This window comes from Curtobacterium sp. SP.BCo (assembly GCF_051903265.1).
GTDB lineage: Bacteria > Actinomycetota > Actinomycetes > Actinomycetales > Microbacteriaceae > Curtobacterium.
Genome location: NZ_CP194337.1, coordinates 3,066,221 through 3,087,629, shown reverse-complemented (window position 1 = coordinate 3,087,629; position 21,409 = coordinate 3,066,221). Strand labels below are relative to the sequence as shown.

Annotated in this window: 14 protein-coding genes and 1 tRNA gene; 12 read left to right on the top strand and 3 right to left on the bottom strand. The window is 71.9% G+C overall.

What is annotated here, in order from left to right:
• Nucleotides 1–27: 27 nt before the first annotated feature.
• The 8 genes from ACRQ4B_RS14495 to ACRQ4B_RS14460 all read left to right on the top strand — a co-directional run bounded on the left by ACRQ4B_RS14495 (nt 28) and on the right by ACRQ4B_RS14460 (nt 12,629).
• Complete coding sequence (locus tag ACRQ4B_RS14495; protein WP_439694407.1) at nt 28–1,902, top strand: ABC transporter ATP-binding protein; 1,875 nt, start codon at nt 28–30, stop codon at nt 1,900–1,902.
• A 250-nt stretch (nt 1,903–2,152) separates the two neighbouring features.
• Nucleotides 2,153–4,381, top strand: a complete 2,229-nt coding sequence (locus ACRQ4B_RS14490; protein WP_439692111.1) for an adenylate/guanylate cyclase domain-containing protein — start codon at nt 2,153–2,155, stop codon at nt 4,379–4,381.
• Nucleotides 4,378–5,811 carry a mechanosensitive ion channel domain-containing protein gene (locus tag ACRQ4B_RS14485; protein ID WP_439692110.1) on the top strand — a complete coding sequence of 478 codons (1,434 nt, stop codon included), beginning with the start codon at nt 4,378–4,380 and terminating at the stop codon, nt 5,809–5,811. The genes ACRQ4B_RS14490 and ACRQ4B_RS14485 overlap by 4 nt, the downstream gene beginning before the upstream one ends.
• Before the next feature lie 10 nt (nt 5,812–5,821).
• Nucleotides 5,822–7,186: a cystathionine beta-synthase gene (locus ACRQ4B_RS14480; protein ID WP_439692109.1), complete on the top strand. Its 1,365-nt coding sequence runs from the start codon at nt 5,822–5,824 to the stop codon at nt 7,184–7,186.
• A gap of 62 nt (nt 7,187–7,248) precedes the next feature.
• Nucleotides 7,249–8,394, top strand: a complete 1,146-nt coding sequence (locus tag ACRQ4B_RS14475; RefSeq protein ID WP_439692108.1) for a cystathionine gamma-synthase — start codon at nt 7,249–7,251, stop codon at nt 8,392–8,394.
• Between the two features lie 48 nt (nt 8,395–8,442).
• On the top strand, nt 8,443–9,849 hold the full coding sequence (locus ACRQ4B_RS14470; RefSeq protein ID WP_439692107.1) for an MFS transporter: 1,407 nt from the start codon (nt 8,443–8,445) through the stop codon (nt 9,847–9,849).
• A 10-nt stretch (nt 9,850–9,859) separates the two neighbouring features.
• A complete protein-coding gene (locus ACRQ4B_RS14465) occupies nt 9,860–10,432 on the top strand; it encodes a hypothetical protein (RefSeq protein WP_439692106.1) in 573 nt (190 codons plus the stop codon).
• A gap of 184 nt (nt 10,433–10,616) precedes the next feature.
• Nucleotides 10,617–12,629 carry a S53 family peptidase gene (locus ACRQ4B_RS14460; protein WP_439692105.1) on the top strand — a complete coding sequence of 671 codons (2,013 nt, stop codon included), beginning with the start codon at nt 10,617–10,619 and terminating at the stop codon, nt 12,627–12,629.
• Between the two features lie 77 nt (nt 12,630–12,706).
• Here the strand turns inward: ACRQ4B_RS14460 and ACRQ4B_RS14455 are convergent, their stop codons facing one another.
• Nucleotides 12,707–13,288 (bottom strand): TetR/AcrR family transcriptional regulator, encoded by a 582-nt coding sequence (locus tag ACRQ4B_RS14455; RefSeq protein WP_439692104.1) that lies wholly within the window; start codon nt 13,286–13,288, stop codon nt 12,707–12,709.
• Nucleotides 13,289–13,470: 182 nt separating this feature from the next.
• Between ACRQ4B_RS14455 and ACRQ4B_RS14450 the strand changes: the two genes are divergently transcribed.
• The gene (locus tag ACRQ4B_RS14450) at nt 13,471–14,727 is read left to right on the top strand and encodes a multidrug effflux MFS transporter (RefSeq protein ID WP_439692103.1); all 1,257 of its coding nucleotides are present in this window, start codon (nt 13,471–13,473) and stop codon (nt 14,725–14,727) included.
• 56 nt (nt 14,728–14,783) lie between these two features.
• Nucleotides 14,784–16,850 (top strand): helicase HerA-like domain-containing protein, encoded by a 2,067-nt coding sequence (locus ACRQ4B_RS14445; RefSeq protein WP_439692102.1) that lies wholly within the window; start codon nt 14,784–14,786, stop codon nt 16,848–16,850.
• Between the two features lie 56 nt (nt 16,851–16,906).
• On the opposite strand, the gene ACRQ4B_RS14440 is transcribed toward ACRQ4B_RS14445, so the two are convergent.
• The gene (locus tag ACRQ4B_RS14440) at nt 16,907–17,551 is read right to left on the bottom strand and encodes a hypothetical protein (RefSeq protein WP_439692101.1); all 645 of its coding nucleotides are present in this window, start codon (nt 17,549–17,551) and stop codon (nt 16,907–16,909) included.
• 289 nt (nt 17,552–17,840) lie between these two features.
• Nucleotides 17,841–17,928 (bottom strand) — tRNA-Ser (locus ACRQ4B_RS14435).
• 122 nt (nt 17,929–18,050) lie between these two features.
• On the opposite strand from ACRQ4B_RS14435, the gene pta reads away from it, so the two are divergent.
• Nucleotides 18,051–20,159 (top strand): phosphate acetyltransferase, encoded by a 2,109-nt coding sequence (gene pta / locus ACRQ4B_RS14430; protein WP_439692100.1) that lies wholly within the window; start codon nt 18,051–18,053, stop codon nt 20,157–20,159.
• Nucleotides 20,160–20,209: 50 nt separating this feature from the next.
• Nucleotides 20,210–21,406, top strand: a complete 1,197-nt coding sequence (locus ACRQ4B_RS14425) for an acetate/propionate family kinase (protein WP_439692099.1) — start codon at nt 20,210–20,212, stop codon at nt 21,404–21,406.
• Nucleotides 21,407–21,409: the final 3 nt, after the last annotated feature.

The window sequence follows — 21,409 nt, the reverse complement described above, 5'->3', positions numbered from 1 at the left end:
CATGGACAGGGGTGACGCGTCGTGAGCATGCACGGCGGGATGCGCGGCGGCGGCCGCGCCGGTGGTCGCATCTCGAGCGGCGACTTCGAGGCGCAGAAGGCCGCGAACGCCGAGGCCCCGAAGATCCCGCACCTCGTCAAGCGCATCTCCGGGCTGTTCGTGCCGCACCGGAACGCGATCATCCTGACGGTCGTCCTCGTCCTGGTGGGGGCGGCGATCTCCGTCATCCCGCCGCTCCTCACCCAGCGGGCGTTCGACGAGGGCCTGTTCCCGAAGGGCGGCGGCGGCCCGGACCTGCCGGTGCTGTACGTGCTCGTCGGCCTGATGGTCGCCCTGTGGATCGCGAGCGCCGGCGTCGGGGTCTGGCAGACGTACCTGACCGCGACCGTCGGCAACAAGGTCATGGGCTCGATGCGCATGCGGTTGTTCGGTCACCTCCGGCGGATGGAACTCGCGTTCTTCACCCGCACGAAGACCGGCGTCATCCAGTCGCGCCTGCAGAACGACGTCGGCGGCGTCGCCAGCGTGCTGAACAACACGATCTCGTCGGTGCTCGGCAACACCGTGACGGTGATCGCCGCGGTCGTCGCCATGCTGTTGCTCAGCTGGCAGATGACCCTCGTCGCCGTCGTCCTGCTGCCGTTGCTCGTGATCGCCCAGCGCCGGGTGGGGCAGGTCCGCGCCAAGATCGCGGCGCAGACGCAGGAGTCGCTGTCGGACATGACCGCGATCACGCAGGAGGCCCTGAGCGTCTCCGGCATCCTGCTGGCGAAGAGCTTCAACCAGCAGCGCGCCGAGACGCAGCGCTACGGCAACGAGAACCGCAATCAGATCCGCCTGCAGGTCCGCCAGCAGATGTCCGGCCAGTGGTTCTTCGCGATCGTGCAGATCTTCCTGTCGATCATCCCGGCGATCATCTACGTGGTCGCGGCCTACCTCATCATCGGGGACGTCCCGATCACGGCCGGCACCATCGTCGCGTTCACGACGGTGCAGTCCCGGCTGCTCTTCCCGACGGTCGGCCTGCTGCGTGTCGTCCTCGACCTGCAGACCAGCGGGGCACTGTTCGCGCGCATCTTCGAGTACCTCGACCTGCACCCGGCGATCACGGACTCGCCGACCGCGAAGCCCGTCGACGACTCCCGCGTGGGGCACGTGGCGTTCGACGACGTGACGTTCACCTACCCCGACGGCGAGGCCGACAAGCCGACGTTGCGCGGGGTGTCGTTCGAGCTCCAGCCGGGGCAGTTCGCCGCGTTCGTCGGGCCCTCCGGCGCGGGCAAGACGACGGTGTCGTACTTGGTGCCCCGGCTGTACGAGGCGACCGAGGGGTCTGTTCGGTTCGCCGGGCAGGACGTCCGGGACCTCGAGCACGAGGACCTCATGCGCCACGTCGGCATCGTCAGCCAGGAGACCTACCTGTTCCACGCCACGATCGGCGAGAACCTGCGGTACGCCCGGCCGGACGCCACCGACGCGGAACTCGAGCAGGCGGCGCGGGCGGCCAACATCCACGAGACGATCGCCTCGTTCCCGGACGGGTACGACACGGTGGTGGGGGAGCGCGGCTACCGGCTGTCCGGGGGCGAGAAGCAGCGCATCGCCATCGCCCGCGTGCTGCTGAAGGACCCGCCGGTCCTGGTGCTCGACGAGGCCACGAGTGCGCTCGACTCGATCTCGGAGCGGGTCGTGCAGACGGCGCTCGACAACGCCGCCGCCGGTCGGACGACGATCTCGATCGCGCACCGTCTGTCGACCATCCGCGACGCGGACGTCATCTTCGTCCTCGACCACGGACGGATCGTGGAGCAGGGCAGCCACGACGAGCTGCTGGCCCGGGACGGCGTCTACGCGACGCTGCACCGCCAGCAGAACGCACCGGTGGACGCGGTCGGCGGTTGAGCGTGCCGCGGCGCCTGAGCGTGCCGCGGCCGCGGCACCCGACGCGGCCCTGACGTACCGCCCGCGGCCCTGACGGACCGCCCGCCGGCCTGGAGGCGCGTGGCAGGCGCCGCCCCGCGCCTCCAGGCCGACACGTGTCGCGTGACACCCATCGCTGACGCAACACGCACGGATGCTGACACGAGTGTTGCTCGTGTGGTACCTGTGGACGAACCACACACGCGTGCCGTGCCCCTGAGCGGAGTTCGAAGTGACTGCTGTCCCACCGACGTCCGACCCCATCCCGCCGACGGGACCGACCACTCCCGACGCGCCACGCGTCGTCGAGGACGCACCCCGGAGGAAGGGGAAGCTGCGGGCCTTCCTCACGAGCGGATCGCTCGACATCCAGTCCAAGCTCCTCGTGATGCTGCTCGCGGTGAGCATCGTCGCCGCACTCGTGGTCGCCGTCGTCGGCTACGTGAACGGCCGCGAGTCGCTGCAGGCCGCCGCGTTCAACCAGGTCACGTCGCTGCGCGAGGCCCGCATCACGGAGCTGAAGCGGTCGTTCGGGCAGTTCACCCAGACGGTCGTCGCGCAGACACGCAACGAGAGCGTGATCGGGGCGACCAAGGCGTTCGAGTCGGGCTGGGACGACCTGCAGTCGCGACCGGTGTCGGACGCCGACCACACGACGGTCGAGTCCTGGTACCGGGACACGTTCGTCCCGCAGCTCGACGAACGCAGCGGCGGGACCGCGAACCCGGACCAGTTCGCCCCGACCGCGGACCCGCAGGCGTACCTGCAGGCGCGGTACACGGCACCGTTCACCGACTACGACAAGGCGATCGCGCAGGAGGACGCCGGTGACGGCAGTGCCTGGTCGAGCGCGCACGCCGAGTACCAGTCGTACTTCCGGCAGGCCGTCGAGGCCGCCGGCTACGAAGACCTGCTGCTGATGAACACCGACGGTGACGTCGTCTACTCGGCGTACGCGGGCGCGGACCTCGGGACGAACCTCGAGAGCGGGCCCTACCGTGACTCGAACCTCGCGGCCGGCTACCAGCAGGCGCTCCAGCTGACGAGCGCGGACGACTTCGTGGTGACCGACTTCGCGCGGTACGTGCCGAGCCTCAACGTGCCGACGCTCTGGGTGATGTCGCCGGTGGGGGAGAACGGCAAGATCATCGGCGTGATGGCCGTGCAGGTGCCGGTCGACCTCATCACGCAGGTCATGACCGGCAACGAGCAGTGGAAGGACGACGGCCTCGGCGACACCGGGGAGTCCTACCTCGTCGGCGCCGACCACCTGATGCGGTCCTACCCGCGGCAGCTGCTCCAGCACCCGGAGCAGTACCAGCGCGACGTGGTTTCTGCCGGCACGGCTCCGTCGACGGCGGCGCGCCAGGTGGCGGTCAAGGGTTCGGTGCTCCTGCAGGAGGTCAACACCGCACCCGTCACCCGGGCGTTGCAGGGCAAGTCCGGGACGGTCATCGGCACCGACTACCGCGGCAAGGAGGTCCTGTCGGCCTACGCTCCGCTCGAGGTCGACGGCCTCCGATGGGTGGTCGTGGCACAGATGGACACGTCCGAGGCGTTCGCGCCGGTGAACGCGTTCACCCGGAACATCGGCCTGGCGCTGGTCGGCATCATCGTCCTGGTCAGTCTGCTGTCGCTCCTGCTGGCGCAGGTGTTCGTCCGGCCGATCCGTCGGCTGCAGACCGCCGTGAACCGGGTGAGCTCGGGCGACCTCGGCGTCGAGGTGAAGACGAAGGGCGGCGACGAGATCGGCGACCTCGGCCTGGCGTTCAACGACATGAGCCGCAGCCTGCAGGTGAAACAGGACCTGCTCGACGAACAGCGGCGCCAGAACGACACGCTGCTGCTGACCCTGATGCCGGAGGAGGTCGCACGCCGCTACAAGCAGGGCGACGAGACCATCGCCTCCGACCACCAGGACGTCGCCGTGGTCTACGCGGACATCATCGGGTTCGACGAGTTCGCGTCGGGGCTGACGGCGGAGGAGTCGCTGTCGCTCGTCAACGACGTCTGGCGTTCGCTCGACGAGGCGGCGGGTCGGCACGGCATCGAGCGGGTGCGCACCACCCGCAGCGGCTACCTGGCCAGCTGCGGGCTGAGCGTCCCCCGCGTGGACAACGTCCGACGGGTCGTCGACTGGGCGGAGGAGGCGCAGGGCGTGCTCGAGCGCTTCAACGCCCAGCACGGGTCGAAGATCGGCCTGCGCGCGGGCATCGACACGGGCCAGGTCACGAGCGGTCTGGTCGGGCGGTCCAGCATCGTCTACGACATGTGGGGCGACGCCGTCAGCCTGGCGTACCGGGTGCAGGGCATCGCGCCCGCGCCGGGCGTCTACGCCACACAGCGGGTGGTCGACAAGCTCGGCGACCGTGCCGGGGTCGCCGACGCCGGCACGGTCCAGACCCAGAACGGCCCGCAGAAGGTGTGGAAGCTCGAGCGCAGCACGGGGGTGTCCTCGTGACCGCGTTCTGGCAGCAGCCGTGGTTCTGGCCGGCGATCAGCGTGATCGTCGGGCTGCCGGTCCTGCTGCTCGTCCTGACCGAGCTGCAGTCGAACCTGGAGCGCCGCGGCAACTCGCTCCACAAGGTGATCGGGCTGCTCCGGAACGCCGTCGTGCCGATCATCGCGATCCTGATCCTGTCGGTGCAGGTCACCGACGCGGTGGACCCCGGCAAGCCCGTGGTGAACCAGATCATCGGCACGGTGCTCGGGTTCCTCGTCATCGTGTTCGTGCTCAACGGCCTGAACATCATGCTCTTCACGAACGCCCGGGAGGGCTCGTGGCGGGAGAAGATCCCCTCGATCTTCGTGGACATCGCCCGCATCGTGCTCATCGCGCTCGGGCTCGCGCTCGTGTTCAAGATCGTCTGGGGTGCGGACGTCGGCGGCATCTTCACCGCGCTCGGCGTCGGGTCGCTCGTGATCGGCCTCGCGCTGCAGTCCGCCGTCGGCCCGGTGATCGCCGGGCTGTTCCTGCTCTTCGAGCAACCGTTCCGACTCGGTGACTGGCTCGACGCCGGCGGCGTGCGCGGCCGGGTCGTCGAGGTGAACTGGCGGTCGGTGCACATCGACACGGGCGCCGGGATCCTGATCATGCCCAACTCCTCGCTGGCGGGGGCGTCGTTCACGAACCTCAGCCGGACGGGAGGCACGTTCCCGGTCTCGACGGACGTCGCGTTCACGACGGACGACCCGCCGGCCGCCGCGGTCGCCCTGCTGCAGCGGGTCGCGGCCGGCCTGCCACAGCGGTACCCGGGCACGCAGCCCGTCGCCGTCCCGACGGGCGGGGCGGGCTACACGGTGTCGTTCGAGGTGCGCGGCCCGTCGCAGGAGGCGGACGCGCTCGCGCAGTTCCGGATGTGGCTCTGGTACGCCGCCCGGCGCGCGGGCCTGGGCCTCGACGGCGACACCACGGACGACTTCACGACCGACGAACGACGGGACGCCGCGCTGGAGTCGATCGCCCCCACGCTGTACCTGGCGGGCGACGACACGAGCGCGCTGGCACCCCTCGTGCGGCTCGAGCGGTACGCGGCCGGCGAGACGATCACGACCGCCGGGTCGGTGCCGTCGGCCGTGCGGTTCGTGCTCAGTGGGAGCGTCGACCTGCGGGTGCCGTTCGAGGACGCCGAGCTGCCCGCGACCCGCGTGGAGGCCGGCGACTACATCGGGCAGACGGCCCTGACCCGGGAGGCGCTGCTCACCACCGCCTACGCCCTCACCGAGGTGGCGATGCTGGTCGTGCCCGCCACGGCGCTCGACCAGATCGTCCGGGGGACGCCGGCGCTCGCGCGGGACATGGGCGAAGTGATCGACCGGCGGCGGCAGGAGGTCTCGGCGGCGGTGTCCGCCCACGTCGCATCCCAGCAGAAGACCGTGTCCGCCGCCTAGACTCGGGCGCGTGCGGTACGCGAACTCGGTGGTCGACCTCGTCGGCGACACCCCCCTCGTCAGGCTCAACCGGGTGACCGAGGGGGTGCGGGCGACGATCCTGGTGAAGGTCGAGTACCTCAACCCCGGTGGCTCGTCGAAGGACCGGATCGCCACCAGGATCATCGACGCGGCCGAGGCGTCCGGCGACCTGCGCCCCGGTGGCACCATCGTCGAGCCGACCTCCGGCAACACCGGCGTCGGGCTGGCGCTCGTCGCCCAGCAGCGCGGGTACCGGTGCGTGTTCGTGCTGCCCGACAAGGTCGGCGAGGACAAGCGGAACGTGCTCACCGCGTACGGCGCGGAGATCGTCGTGACGCCGACGGCCGTGCCGCCGGAGCACCCGGAGTCGTACTACTCGGTGTCCGACCGGCTCGTGCGGGAGATCCCGGGTGCGTACAAGCCGAACCAGTACGCGAACCCGAACGGTCCGCGCAGCCACTACGAGACCACCGGCCCGGAGATCTGGCGCGACACCGAGCAGCAGATCACCCACTTCGTCGCCGGGGTCGGCACGGGCGGCACGATCTCCGGCACCGGCCGCTTCCTGAAGGAGGCGTCCGAGGGCCGCGTGCGCATCGTCGGCGCCGACCCGGAGGGCTCCGTCTACTCGGGCGGCACCGGTCGGCCGTACCTGGTCGAGGGCGTCGGTGAGGACTTCTGGCCCGACGCGTACGACGCCGGCGTCCCGGACGAGATCATCGCCGTGTCGGACGCCGACTCGTTCGCGATGACCCGCCGCCTCGCGCGAGAGGAAGGCCTGCTCGTCGGCGGCTCGAGCGGCATGGCGGTCGTCGCCGCGCTGCGGGCCGCCCGCGACCTCACCGAGGACGACGTCGTGGTCGTCCTGCTGCCGGACGGTGGCCGCGGCTACCTCGGCAAGATCTTCAACGACCGGTGGATGCGCTCGTACGGCTTCGCCGAGACCGACGACGAGCGCACCGTCGGGTCGCTCATCGCGGGCAAGGACGGCCGGCTGCCGGACCTCGTGCACGCGCACCCGGCGGACACCGTGCGCGAGGTCGTCGACATCATGACGACGTACGGCGTCTCCCAGATGCCCGTGCTGAGCGCCGAGCCGCCCGTCGTCATCGGCGAGGTCGTCGGCGCCGTGGCGGAGAAGGACCTGCTCGAGCAGGTCTTCACCGGCGCCGCGAAGATGACCGACGCGCTGTCCGGGTTCGTGGGGGAGCCGTTCCCGCTCATCGGCGTCGGCGAGTCCGTGTCGTCGGCCCGTCGTGCGCTCGAGTCGGTCGACGCCCTGCTCGTGGTCGCGGACGGCAAGCCCGTCACCGTCCTGACCCGCCACGACCTGCTCACCTACCTGTCCGAGTGACACCCCGGTCCGGACGACCCGTCCGACCGACCCGTCCGACCCGATCGAGGAACACAGCCAGCATGACCGAGTTCAGCACCCGCGCCGTCCACGCCGGCCAGGAGCCCGACGGCCCGACCGGTGCCGTCATCCCGCCGATCCACGTCACCTCCACCTACGTGCAGGACGGCGTCGGCGGCATGCGGAACGGCTACGAGTACTCGCGGTCGGCCAACCCGACGCGCGACTCGCTGCAGACCCTGCTCGCCGACCTCGACGGCGGTGTCGCGGCGTACTCGTTCGCGTCCGGGCTCGCCGCCGAGGACGCCCTGCTCCGTGCCGCACTCGTGCCGGGGGCCCGGGTCGTGATGGGCAACGACGTCTACGGCGGCACGCACCGACTGGTGAGTCGCCTGCACGTGCCGTGGGGCGTCGAGCTCGTCGTCGTCGACATGAGCGACGTCGACCGGGTCCGTGCGGCGCTCGAGGGCGCACCTGCGCAGACCGTGCTCTGGGTCGAGACGCCGACGAACCCGCTCATGAAGATCGCCGACATCGCCGCCCTGGCCGAGCTGGGGCACGCTGCCGGTGCGCTCGTCGTCGTCGACAACACCTTCGCGTCGCCGTACCTGCAGCAGCCCCTGGCGCTGGGTGCCGACGTCGTCGTGTACTCCACCACGAAGTACCTCGGCGGCCACTCGGACGTCGTCGGCGGCGCCGTGGTGCTCGCGGACGAGGAACTCGCGGCGAAGGTGCAGTTCCTGCAGTTCGGCGCCGGGGCGATCTCGTCGCCGTTCGACGCCTTCCTGACGACCCGCGGCATCAAGACCCTCGCGGTCCGGATGGAGCGGCACTCGCAGAACGCGCAGGCGGTCGCGGAGGCACTGGTCGCCGCACCGGGGATCGAGCGGGTCTTCTACCCGGGGCTCGCCGACCACCCCGGGCACGACGTCGCCGCCCGCCAGATGCGCGGCTTCGGTGGCATGCTCTCGGTCGCGCTGTCCGGTGGGCCCGACGCGGCGAAGCGGTTCGCCGAGTCGACCGAGCTGTTCACGCTCGCCGAGTCGCTCGGGGGAGTGGAATCGCTCATCGGCTACCCGAGCGAGATGACGCACGCGTCGGTGCGGGGCACGGAACTGGCCGTCCCGGAGAACGTCGTCCGCCTGTCGGTCGGCATCGAGGACGCCGGCGACCTCGTCGCGGACCTGCGGCAGGCGCTCGCGCGCTGACCCGACACGCGCCTCCGGTCCGTCGGTGGCCGGCCCTACGATGATCGGGTGAGCACCGCGGCGTCGAGGACCAGTCTGTTCAGCGGCCCGTACGCCCTCGCCACCGTCGGCATGGTCGCGATCGTCGCCGTCGCCGCGTTCCAGAACCTCGCGATGACCACGGTCATGCCGGAGATCAGCCGTGACCTCGACGGCGAGACCCTCTACGCGCTGGCCTTCGCCGCACCGCTCGCCGCGGGGGTGCCGGGGATGGTCCTCGCCGGCAACTGGACGGACCGGGCCGGTGGGCGCATCGTCGCGTGGGTGTCCGCCGCGCTGTTCGCCGTCGGGACCGCGATCGTCATGCTCGCGCCGACGATGGAGGTCTTCCTCGCCGGACGGCTGGTGGAGGGGTTCGGCGCCGGTGCGATCGACGTCGTCCTGTACGTGCTCGTCGCCCGGATCTTCCCCGAGGCGCTGCACGGCCCGGTGTTCGCCGGGTTCGCCGCCGCCTGGGTGGTGCCGGCGCTGATCGGCCCCGCCCTCGCCGGCATCGTCACCGACGTCTGGAACTGGCACTGGGTCTTCGCGGGGGCGCTCGTCATCGCGGTCGGCGCGTTCACACTGCTCGTGCCGACGCTCGGGCGCCTGCACGCGCCCGCGGTCGAGCTCCGACCGCCGTGGCAGCGTTCCCGGATCGGCTGGTCGGTCGGGGCCGCCGTGGCGATCCTGCTGCTCAACGTCGCGCCGGACCTCGGCGCTTGGGCGCGGGTCGCCGCGGTCGTCATCGGGCTCGTCGGCACCTGGTTCGCGCTGCGTCCGCTGCTGCCGACCGGGACCTTCCGTGCCGCCCCCGGACTGCCGTCGGTGATCCTGCTGCGGGGCCTCGTCGCGGCGTCGTTCTTCGGCAGCGAGGCGTACGTGCCGTTCCTGCTGCAGGCGAAGGACGGCCTCTCCGCCTCGGCTGCGGGACTCGCCCTGACGGTGGCGGCGCTGAGCTGGGCGGGGTCCAGCTGGCTGCACGGCCGGCTCGGCGAGCGACGGCTCACGGCTGTCCGGACGTTCGGCATCGGACTCGGGCTGGTGCTCGTCAGCCTGCTCACCGCGCTCGCGGTCGCCTCGTTCGGGCTGCCGTGGTGGTTGCTCGTCGCCGGCTGGTTCGTCGGCGGGGCCGGGATGGGCGCGATCTACCCGCGCACGTCGATGCTGACGCTCCGGTTCTCCGGCGAGGGCGACGACGGCTTCGCGAGCTCGGCCCTGACTATCGCCGACGCCTCGGGCAGCGTCATCGGCCTCGCGGTCACCGGCCTGCTGTTCATCGGCACGGGCGGCGCCGACGCCGCGGTGTCGTTCCCGCTCGTGTTCGCGGGCATGGTCGTCATCGCGGCCCTGGCCGTCGCGGCCGTCCGTCGGCTCGGCCCGGTCCCGGCGCCGTCGGCGGTCGTGACGCCGTCGAGTGCGTCCACGGCCGGGTAGCGTGGGGACCGTGCTCCTCCGCATCGTCGCAGCAGCCGTCGTCCTCGGCGCAGCCCTCACCCTCACCGGGTGCCAGGGCACGACCTCCGTCGCGCCGACACCGGTCCAGAGCACCGACCTGACGAGTTCGGACGGCGGGTTCGACCAGCACGCGGTCGTCGGCGTGGTGCTCCTGCACGCCGCGGCGACACCGGGCACGACCTCCGGCGGGGTCTCCCTGTCGGACCGTTTCCAGGACGACCTGACCGCCGCCGGGTTCACGCCGGACGTGCGGGTCGCGGGGGCGGCGGACCCGGCGTCCGACCAGCGGACGGCGATGCGCGCCCTGGTGCGGGCGGGCGCGAAGGCGATCCTCGTCGAGGCAGCCGACCCGTCGTCGCTGAGCGGCGAGGTCCAGGTGGCGCACGACGCCGGCGTGGTGATCGTCGCCCTCGGCGATCCGCTCCCGACGTCCGGCACGGGCGGGGACGGCGTCTCCGCCGACTACCGGGTGCAGGGGATGGACTCCGACGCCGCGACGGTGGCGCGCGCGACCGCGGTGGTCGAGTCGCTCCAGCGCGGCGAGAAGCCCACCGGCGACTGACGCCCAGGCCGCACCCAGGTGGCCATCGGTGCTCCCCAGCAACGACGGGGCCGACCGGCTGAGGGGAGGGACAGCATCGGTCCCCCGAACGGGTGACATGGTTCGTCGGTGGAACGACCGACTGTCCGGCGCGGCCGAGCACTCACTACAGTCACCTCACCGCAGCCCGTCGAGAGGACCCGAAGTGCAACGACGCTCACCGACCCCCGGTCGGACCACCCCCTCCAGGAGCCGGACGCGGACCACCGCGATCGCGCTCACCACCGCCGCGTGCACGATCGGGGCCGTGCTGTTCGCGGCCGGCCCGGCCGACGCCGCGACCCGGCACGTCGTGCCCGACTCGACACCGGCCTGGGCGACCGCCACCAACGACGCCGGGACGGTCGCCGCCGACACCGACGTCGAGGGCGAGGTCTACCTGCCGCTCCAGGACCAGCGCGGCGCCGAGGCCCTCGCGACCGCGGTCTCCACACCGGGCCGTGCCCGCTACCGCAAGCCCCTGACCCCCGCCGCGTGGATCGCGCGGTTCGCGCCGACGAAGGCCGACGCCGACCAGGTGACCGGGTTCCGCCGGGCCCAGGGCCTGACGATCACGGCGGTCCCCGCGAGCCACGAGTTCGTCGTGTTCCGCGGCCCGGCGTCCGTCGTGAACTCGGTGCTCGGCACCTCGCTGCACGCGTACCGGCACGCCGGCCGTACCCTCGTCGCGCCGTCGACGGCCCCGAGCCTGCCGGCGTCCGTCGCGGGCCTCGTCAGCGGCGTCAGCGTGGACCAGGGCCGCCTCCTGACGCACCCCGAGCTCGTCGAGCAGGGCGAGACCCCCGCGTCGTCGACACCGACCCGCTCGCTCCGTCAGCAGGCGACGGCCCCGACCGGCATCCAGGCGAAGTGCTCGCAGTACGACGGCGAGCACACCGCGACGGTCCCGGCCGCCTACGGGAAGACGAGCGTGCACACCTTCGCGTGCGGCTACGTCCCGAAGCAGATCCGCTCGGCGTACGGCGTCGACGGCCTGGCGGCGAAGGGCGTCCAGGGTCAGGGGCAGACGGTGGCGATCATCGACGCGTACGCCTCGCCGTCGATCGTGCACGACACGAACTCGTACTCGGTGCAGAACGGGGAGCCCCAGCTCACGAGCGCGACCTTCCAGCAGCGCATCCCGTCGCCGTCGCAGTTCACCGACCAGGTGCTCTGCCAGCAGCCGAGCGGGTGGCAGGGGGAGGAGACCCTCGACGTGCAGTCCGTGCACGCCGTCGCCCCCGCCGCGAAGATCCTCTACGTCGGCGGCACGAACTGCGGTGGTGGCCTCGACGTGGCGATGTCGAAGATCCTCGACCAGGGCCTCGCGAACCTGGTGAGCAACAGCTACGGCGACGTCGGTGAGAACGTGCCGCTGTCGAGCATCCGCGGCCAGGAGAACCTGCACGTCCAGGCTGCCGGCGAGGGCATCGGGCTGTACTTCTCGAGCGGTGACAACGGCGACGAGTCCGCCGCGCTCGGCAGCGCCCAGCCGGACTTCCCGGCGTCCAGCCCGTGGGTGACGTCGGTCGGCGGCACCAGCCTGGGCATCGGCGCGAACGGGAAGAAGACCTTCGAGACCGGGTGGGGCGACGTGCTCGACCAGATCGTCAGCAGCGACCGTGGCAACGTCTACTCGACCCCGCTCCCGGGCGGGATCGTGGGCGGTGGCGCTGGCGGTGGCCGGAGCACGCTGTTCGCCGAGCCGGCCTACCAGAAGGGCGTCGTGCCCGCGTCGCTCTCCGGTGGGATGCGCGTCTCGCCGGACCTCGCGGCACTCGCGGACCCGTACACCGGGTTCTCGATCGGGATCCGACCGATCACCGACGACTCGACGCTCGCCGTCGGGGACTTCGTGAACGAGACGTACGGCGGGACCTCGCTCGCGTCGCCGATCACGGCCGCGCTGTCCGCGATCGTGCAGCAGTCGACGCACGCCCGGCTCGGCTTCGCGAACCCGACGATCTACGCCACGTACCGTGCCGCACCGTCCGCGTTCAGTGACGTCCGGCCGCCGTCGTCGCCGATCGCCCTGGCCTACACCAGTGCGACGTCGGGCAAGGACTACCTCGTCACGCTCGACCACGACACGTCGCTCACCACCGCGAAGGGGTACGACGACGTGACCGGGCTCGGCGCGGTGTCCTTCACCGGCCTGACGCAGGTCGCCCGCCGGTAGCGACGCGACCGCCTGACGACGGGAGGCACGGTGCCAGCCGGCACCGTGCCTCCCGTCCGTCGGTCAGGCCGACCGCGTCAGCGCCACCAGGTCGGGAACGACAGCACGATCGTGTCGACGAGGGCCTTCCGGGAGCGTCGCGGTCCCGCGAGCCAGGCCTCGATCGCACCGACGAAGCCCTGCGCCACGAACCCGGCGGCGACGTCGTCGAGGAGCTCCGGGCGGTGCGCCGCGTCGAGCGACCGGATGTGCTGCGCGCTCGACACGGTGAAGTGCTCGACGAGCAGCCGGTGCAGGGACCCGTCGTTCGGGTCGGGCAGGGCCTTGCCGTAGACGTCCCGGTGCAGGACCACGTGCTCGACGACCGCGTTGATGCCCCGACGGGTGATCGCCGCGAGCTCGTCGGGTCCCGCGCCACGGTCGGCGGCCGCGCGTCGGGCGTCGGCGTCGTCCTCGCGGATGCGGTCCAGCTCCGGCGTCAGCACGTCGGCCAGGAGCGAGCCGGGGGAGACCGCGTGCGAGTAGAACGTCGCGCGGTTGATGCCGGCGGCCCGGGTCACGTCGGCGACGGTGACCTCGGAGACCGGGCGGTCGGCGGCGAGCCGCATGATCGCGTCGCGCAGGGCAGCGGTCGTGTGCAGGATCCGGGCATCCACCATGACGCCATCCCCCTTCTGATCCGGTTCCACCCGGCACGACGTCCGCAGACGGCACCGAGCTACCCGACGGTACCGCATGCGCGGACCGCGACGCGGGACCCGTAGGATGGTTCCGCGGCCGAATCGATTCGATCGATCCCGCGATCACCCACTTCCCCCTCACCGTCGAAGGACTCCTGCTCGTGACCGCGCCCGCCACCACCGGTTCGCTCCGGGTCGTCCTGCACCCGGGAGACTCGCTCTCCCGCGCGCAGCGGCTCGTCTACGTCTTCGTCCTCGGCGCCCTCACGGCGCTCGGGCCGTTCACCATCGACCTCTACCTGCCGGCCTTCCCGTCCCTGAAGTCCGAGTTCGGCATCACCGACGGTGCGGTCCAGCTGACGCTCACGGCGACGACGCTCGGGTTCGCGGCGGGGCAGCTCCTGGTCGGCCCGTGGAGCGACAAGGTCGGCCGCCGCCTGCCGCTCATCATCGCCACGACGGTGCACGTCGGCGCGTCGATCGGTGCGGCCCTCGCGCCGAACGTCGAGGTCCTCGCGCTGTTCCGTGTCCTGCAGGGCATGGGTGCCTCGGCCGGCGGCGTCGTCGCCATGGCGACCGTCCGCGACCTGTTCGGCGGCAAGCCGCTGGTGCGGATGCTGTCGCGTCTGGCGATGGTCAACGGCCTCGCACCGATCCTGGCGCCGCTGATCGGCTCGCAGATGCTCCGCTTCGTCAGCTGGCGCGGTGTGTTCGTCTTCCTCGCCTGCTACGGCGCGGCCGTGGTGATCGCGTCGATCCTGCTCATCGTCGAGACGCTCCCGCCGGCCCGCCGCCACGAGGCCGGGCACTCGACGATCGGGCAGCGCTACCGGGCACTGTTCTCGGACCGGGTCTTCGTGGGGGTCGCGCTCATCGGGGCGATGGTCTTCAGCGGACTCTTCTCGTACCTCAGTTCGTCACCGTTCCTGTTCCAGGGGCTGTACGGCCTCGACGCGCAGCAGTACGGGTTGCTCTTCGCGGTCAACTCGATCGGCGTGGTGCTCGGCGTGCAGATCTCGGCCCGGCTGGCGCAGCGCGTCGGACCGCAGTGGATCCTGGCGTGCTCGACGGCGACCCTCTTCCTCGCCGCGGTCGCGATCATCGTGCTCGACCAGCTCGGCGCCGGCCTGGTCGGGGTGCTCGTCCCGCTCTGGTTCTTCATCGCCGCGTGCGGGTTCTCGTTCCCGCTCGTGCAGGTGATCGGCCTCGCCGCGCACGGCAAGGAGGCCGGGACCGCGGCGTCGCTGCTCGGCGCGTTGAACTTCGGAGTCGCCGGGATCATCTCGCCGGTCGTCGGCTGGATCGGCATCTCGACCGCCACCCCGATGGCGGCCGTCATGGCGTGCACGTCGGCGGTCGCGATCGTGCTGCTGTGGGCCGTCGTCCGACCGCGGACGGTCCCCGAACTCACGCACTGAGATCCCGGCCGGCACCGATCCGGTCGCGGGGGCGGCCCCGTCCATATGCTGAGGTCATGAGCGACGCGGTGGAGCAGGCCCAGGCAGCGGCGGCGGCGGCGCGGGCCGCGGCGGACGAGGCCCGTCGCCTCGCGGACGAGGCAGCAGCACGCGCCGAGGAACTCGCCGCCGCCCTGCAGGCGGCCGCCGCCGCACCCGCGCCCAGCCTCGACGCGGAACCGGCGGTCGCTGGCTCGCCGGCACCCACGGGCCTGGAGGCGCCGCGCAGCCCCGACGCGGAACCCGCGGTGGACGCGACCACGTCGGCGCCGGCGGCGACCCCGGTGACCCCGGTGACCGGCACCGTGCCGCTCCCCACCGACACGGCCGGCACGCCGCTGGCGCGTCGCACCGGTACCGGCGGCGTGGGCCCCGGCGGACCGCTGGACGACGCGGCCGTGGCCGCGATCCGGGACGGCTACCGGATCGACGGCAGCGCACTGCAGCTCGGCGCGCTCGTCAACGGTGAGGCGCTGCCCGACGTGCAGGTCCGGATCCCGCTCGGCATGCTCAACCGGCACGGCCTGGTGGCCGGCGCGACCGGGACCGGGAAGACCCGCACCCTGCAGGTCCTCGCCGAGCAGATCGCCGCGAACGGCGTGCCCGTGTTCGCCGCGGACATCAAGGGCGACCTGTCCGGCCTCGCCGTCGCCGGGCAGGCGAACGACAAGCTCCTCGCCCGCACCGCCGGCATCGGCCAACAGTGGCAGGGCGTGGCGAGCCAGGCCGAGTTCTACTCGCTCGGCGGGCAGGGCACGGGCGTGCCGATCCGGGCCACGGTGTCCGGGTTCGGGCCGCTGCTGCTGTCCAAGGTGCTCGGCCTGAACGACACCCAGGAGTCCTCGCTCGGACTCGTCTTCCACTACGCCGAGCAGGCCGGGTTGCCGCTCGTCGACCTGTCCGACCTCCGGAGCGTCCTGACGTTCCTGGTGAGCGACGAGGGCAAGGCCGAGCTCGCCGAGCTCGGCGGGCTCTCGAAGCAGACCGCCGGCGTCATCCTCCGCGAGCTCATCACGTTCGCCGACCAGGGCGCCGACCAGTTCTTCGGCGAACCCGAGATCGACACGCAGGTGTTCCTCCGCACCGCCGCGGACGGCCGGGGCATCGTCAGCCTGCTCGAGGTGCCGGGCGTGCAGGACCAGCCCGAGGTCTTCTCGACGTTCCTGATGTGGTTGCTCGCCGACCTGTTCAACGAACTCCCCGAGGTCGGCGACCAGGACAAGCCGAAGCTCGTGTTCTTCTTCGACGAGGCGCACCTGCTCTTCAGCGGCGCCTCGAAGGACTTCCTCGACCAGATCGTCCGCACCGTCCGGCTGATCCGTTCGAAGGGCGTCGGCATCTTCTTCGTCACGCAGACGCCGAAGGACGTCCCGAACGACGTGCTCGCGCAGCTCGGGTCGCGCGTGCAGCACCAGCTCCGCGCCCACACGCCCGACGACGCGAAGGCGCTGCGGGCGACCGTGTCGACGTACCCGACGAGCGGCTACGACCTCGGCGAGGTGCTCACCTCGCTCGCCACCGGTGAGGCGATCGTCACCGTCATGAACGAGAAGGGCGCCCCCACCCCGGTCGCCTGGACGCGACTGCGCGCCCCCGAGGGGTCGATGGACCCGATGCCGACGCCCGAGATGACGGCACGCGTGCAGGCGTCGCCGCTCCTGGCGACCTACGGCACACGGGTCGACCCGGACTCGGCGTACGAGATGCTCGCGCGCCGGATGGAGGCCGCTGCCGCGCAGGTCGCCGCCGCCGACGCCCAGAAGGAAGCGGCGTCGGCTGCGGCCGAGGCCGAGAAGGAAGCGGCGCGTGCGGCAGCCGCCGCCGCGAAGGAAGCCGCCGCGCAGGAGAAGCAGGAGGCGCGCGAACGGGCCGCAGCGCAGAAGGAGTACGAGCGGGCGCAGCGGGAGTTCGAACGCGCCGAGCGTGCGGCGGACGCCCGGCGGACGAAGCGGACCACGGCACGGACGACGACCTCGCGGAAGGCGGACGACCCGATCTCCGACCTGCTCGGGTCGGGGTTGGGCCGGACGATCGCGAAGGAGGTCGTGCAGGGGATCTTCTCGACCCTCCGCCGGCGGCGCTGAGCGGGCCGGCCGTCGACTGCGAGGCCGGGTGGGCCGTCCGGCCGGGTGGGGCGGAGTCAGGCGCCGAGGAGACCGGCGGTCTCGAGCACGAGCAGGCCTGCGACCGCGACGACCGCGACCACGCCGACGACGACGTACGCGCCGCGCTGCTCGTACCACGCCCGGCTCGCCGGGTACCGGCGGACGAACTCGCGGAGCGTCATCGGCCGTGTCTCGTCGGTGACCTGCACGCCGAGCGCATCGACCACGCGGTCGACGGCCGCGTCGCCCCAGACGTCCGCCCGCAGTCGGAAGAGGTGGGATCCCTCGGCGTCGAACGCCACGAGTTCCCGGGAGGTCCGCTCCACCGCACTGCCGTGGGTCGTCGCGAGGACCAGGCTGTGCACCTGCTCGCGCGCGACCCGCCGGTTCGGCGTGACGACACCGCGCACCGTGATCGCGACGGGGTCGATGCCGATGAAGGCCGTGCCGAGCCGCACGAACACGATCCCGACGACGACCGCGAGGGCGATCACCACCGTGGCCACGAAGGCCCACAGGCGCAGGGGGAGCGACACCCAGACGAGTGCGACGGCGAGCGGGACGGCGGAGAACACCACGCTGAGGATCGTCGAGCGCACGAGCGATCGCCGCGGTCGCAGGACCACGTCGTACGCGGTGCTGGCCGGCTGTGCTCCTGCCGGCGCCGTCAGGTCCCCCACGTGGACTCCTCGTCCCTCGGGTGCCCGGGCAGGCTGACCGTCCGCCCGGGGAGCGACGCCCCTGCCGCTCCGTGCACCGTGTCCGACCCGTCCCTGAGTCGTCCGTCCGGAGAGTCTAGGCGACCGAGGGGCACCGGGGACAGCCCGTTCCACCCCTGGTCCGCGTTTCGCGGCGAGTCCTTGGTGAACGGGGTGCAACCGGGTCCGCCGCGTGGGGGACCCGGCGGCGTCGCGTCCGACCCGGAACGACGAAGGACCCGAGCCGGGGCTCGGGTCCTTCGGGTGGTGCTGGCGGAGAATGGGGGATTCGAACCCCCGAGGGCTTGCACCCAACACGCTTTCCAAGCGTGCGCCATAGGCCACTAGGCGAATTCTCCTGGCGCCGTCCCGCGACGACGACACCCCATGGTACAGGTCTTCGGGGGTGTGGATGACCACCACCCTCCACAGCTCCGACCGCTCCCAGTCTGCGGCCCCGGGCCGCGGCTAGCCTGGACCCGTGTCGACCCGCATCTACATCACGTCAGCAGAAGGACACACCGGCAAGAGCACCGTCGCCCTCGGTGTCCTCGAGACCCTCGCGCGCTCGGTCGGCCGGGTCGGCGTGTTCCGCCCGGTCGCCCGGTCGGTCCACGAACCCGACTACGTGCTCGAGCTCCTGCTCCAGCACACCGCGGTCGGAATCCCCTACGACGACGCCGTCGGGGTGACCTACGACGACGTGCACGCCGACCCGGACGCCGCGCTCGCCACGATCGTCACCCGGTTCGCCCAGGTCGAGCGGCAGTGCGACGCGGTCGTGGTGCTCGGCTCCGACTACACCGACGTCGGCAGCCCGACCGAGCTGTCGTTCAACGCGAAGGTCGCGGCGAACCTCGGCGCCCCGGTGCTGCTCGTGCTCGGCGGACGCGACGCCGCCGAACGCGGCGCCCGGACGCCGGAGGGAATGGCGCAGGTCGCCGACGTGACGACGAGCGAGCTCCGCGCGGCGCACGCGCAGCTCTTCGGCGTGATCGTGAACCGTGCCGACCCGGACGCCCTCTCCGCGATCGTGTCGAGCGTCCGGCACGCGGTGCACGACGACCACCCCGACCTGCCGGTGTGGGCGATCCCCGAGGACCGTGTCCTCGTCGCCCCGACCGTGCGGGCACTGCTCGCCGCGACGGACGCCACGCTCGTGCGGGGCGACGACGCTCTGCTCGACCGCGAGGCCATGGGCACCGTGGTCGCCGGGATGAGCATGGAGAACGTGCTCCCCAGGCTCATCGAGGGCGGCATCGTCGTCGTGCCGGGCGACCGCAGCGACGTCCTCATCGCGACGCTCCTGGCGAACCAGTCCGAGACCTTCCCGAGCCTCGCCGGCGTGATCCTGAACGGCGGGTTCGAGACGGCACCGCAGATCTCCCGGCTGCTCGAGGGCCTGTCGAGCTCGCTGCCGATCGCGCAGAACGACCTCGGCACGTACGACACGGCGCTCCGCATCACCCAGACCCGAGGGCGGCTGGCCGCCGACTCCCCGCGCAAGGCCGACCTCGCGCTGGCGCTGTTCGAGCAGCACGTCGACGCCGACGCCCTGCGCGACCGGCTGCAGCTCACGCCGTCCGGCGTGGTCACGCCGCTCATGTTCGAGCACGGGCTGCTCGACCGGGCGCGGGCGTACGGCAAGCGGATCGTCCTGCCCGAAGGTGAGGACGACCGCATCCTCCGCGCCGCCTCGACGCTCCTGCAGCGCCAGGTCTGCGAGCTGACGATCCTCGGTGACCCGGCCGCGATCCGCACGCGGGCGACCGAGCTCGGCCTCGACCTCGACGCCGCCCAGCTCGTGTCGCCGTTCGACCCCGAGCTGCGCGAGCGGTTCGCCGAGGAGTACACCCGGCTCCGCGCGCACAAGGGCATGTCGATCGAGCTCGCCCGCGACACCGTGACCGACGTCTCGTACTTCGGCACGATGATGGTGCAGCTCGGCCTCGCCGACGGCATGGTCTCCGGTGCGAAGCACACCACCGCGCACACCATCCGGCCGTCCTTCGAGATCATCAAGACCCGCCCCGACACGTCGATCGTGTCGAGCGTGTTCCTGATGGCCCTCGCCGACCGGGTGCTCGTCTACGGCGACTGTGCGGTCATCCCGGACCCCACGAGCGAACAGCTCGCCGACATCGCGATCTCGTCGGCGGAGACCGCGACCCAGTTCGGCATCGACCCGCGCGTCGCGATGCTCAGCTACTCCACCGGCGACAGCGGCTCCGGCGCCGACGTCGACAAGGTCCGTGCGGGCACCGCGTTCGTCCGGGAGCGCCGTCCGGACCTGCTCGTCGAGGGCCCGATCCAGTACGACGCCGCCGCCGACCCGACGGTCGCGAGCACGAAGATGCCCGACTCCCCGGTCGCGGGCAGGGCCACGGTGTTCATCTTCCCGGACCTCAACACCGGCAACAACACGTACAAGGCCGTGCAGCGCTCGGCCGGTGCCGTCGCGATCGGACCGGTGCTGCAGGGTCTGCGCAAGCCGATCAACGACCTCTCCCGCGGCGCGCTCGTCGGCGACATCGTGAACACCGTCGCGATCACCGCGATCCAGGCCGGCACCGCGTCCGACGCGGCCTGACCGACCGACCCGCACCGCGCCTCCCGGCCCCAACAGAAAGCGACCGCCCCGTGACCGCAGCCCTCGTCGTCAACTCCGGCTCGAGTTCGTTCAAGTACCAGCTCATCGAACTCGACGGCGAGCGCACGCTCGCCTCCGGCCTCGTCGAGCGGATCGGCGAGTCCGCCGGCGCGTGGAAGCACACCAACGTGCTGACGGGGGAGTCGTCCTCGAACGACGCCGCCGCGGTGCCGGACCACGCCGCGGGGTTCCAGGCGATGATCGACGCGTTCGCGAAGGTCGGTCCGTCGTTCGACGAGTACCCGCCCGCCGTCGTCGGGCACCGGGTGGTGCACGGCGGGACGACCTTCGACCGCGCGACCGTGGTGACGGAGGACGTCGAGCGGCAGATCGAGGACCTGAACACCCTCGCACCGCTGCACAACCCGGCGAACCTCGAGGGGATCCGCGCCGCGAAGCAGGTGTTCACCGAGGTGCCGCAGGTCGCCGTGTTCGACACCGCGTTCCACCAGACGATGCCGCCGCACGCCTACACGTACGCGATCCCCGCCGACCTCGCCGCGAAGCACTCGATCCGCCGGTACGGCATGCACGGCACCAGCCACAAGTACGTGTCGGAGCAGGCCGCGCTGTTCCTGGACCGGCCGCTCGGCGACCTGAAGACCATCGTGCTGCACCTCGGCAACGGTGCCTCGGCAGCGGCCATCGACGGCGGCAGGTCGATCGAGACCTCGATGGGCCTCACGCCGCTCGAGGGCCTCGTGATGGGCACCCGCTCCGGCGACCTCGACCCCGCCGTGCTGATCCACCTGCACCGCGAGGCCGGACTCTCCTTCGACGAGCTCGACACCATGCTCAACAAGGAGTCCGGGCTCCTCGGGCTCACCGGCAACGGCGACATGCGCGACGTGCAGGACGCCGCACTGCACGGCGACGACGAGGCCGAGGCAGCGCTCGCCGTGTACCGGCACCGCATCCGTCGGTACGTCGGCGCCTACACCGCGCAGCTCGGCGGTCTCGACGCCGTCGTGTTCACGGCGGGCGTGGGGGAGAACAACGCGTTGCTGCGCCGACGGGTGCTCGCGGGGCTCGAGCACCTCGGCATCGAGATCGACGCGGACCGCAACGAGCTCGCCTCCAAGGAGGCCCGACGCATCTCGACGGACGCGTCCCGGGTCGCGGTGCTCGTCATCCCGACGAACGAGGAGCTCGAGATCGCCCGCCAGTCGGCAGCCGTCGCTCTGTAGGGC

Excerpts from the sequence above, each read along its gene's own strand:
- ACRQ4B_RS14495 (WP_439694407.1), top strand. The coding sequence starts at position 28 with ATGCACGGCGGGATGCGCGGCGGCGGCCGCGCCGGTGGTCGCATCTCG.
- ACRQ4B_RS14475 (WP_439692108.1), top strand. The coding sequence starts at position 7,249 with ATGACCGAGTTCAGCACCCGCGCCGTCCACGCCGGCCAGGAGCCCGAC.
- ACRQ4B_RS14455 (WP_439692104.1), bottom strand. The coding sequence starts at position 13,288 with ATGGTGGATGCCCGGATCCTGCACACGACCGCTGCCCTGCGCGACGCG.
- ACRQ4B_RS14445 (WP_439692102.1), top strand. The coding sequence starts at position 14,784 with ATGAGCGACGCGGTGGAGCAGGCCCAGGCAGCGGCGGCGGCGGCGCGG.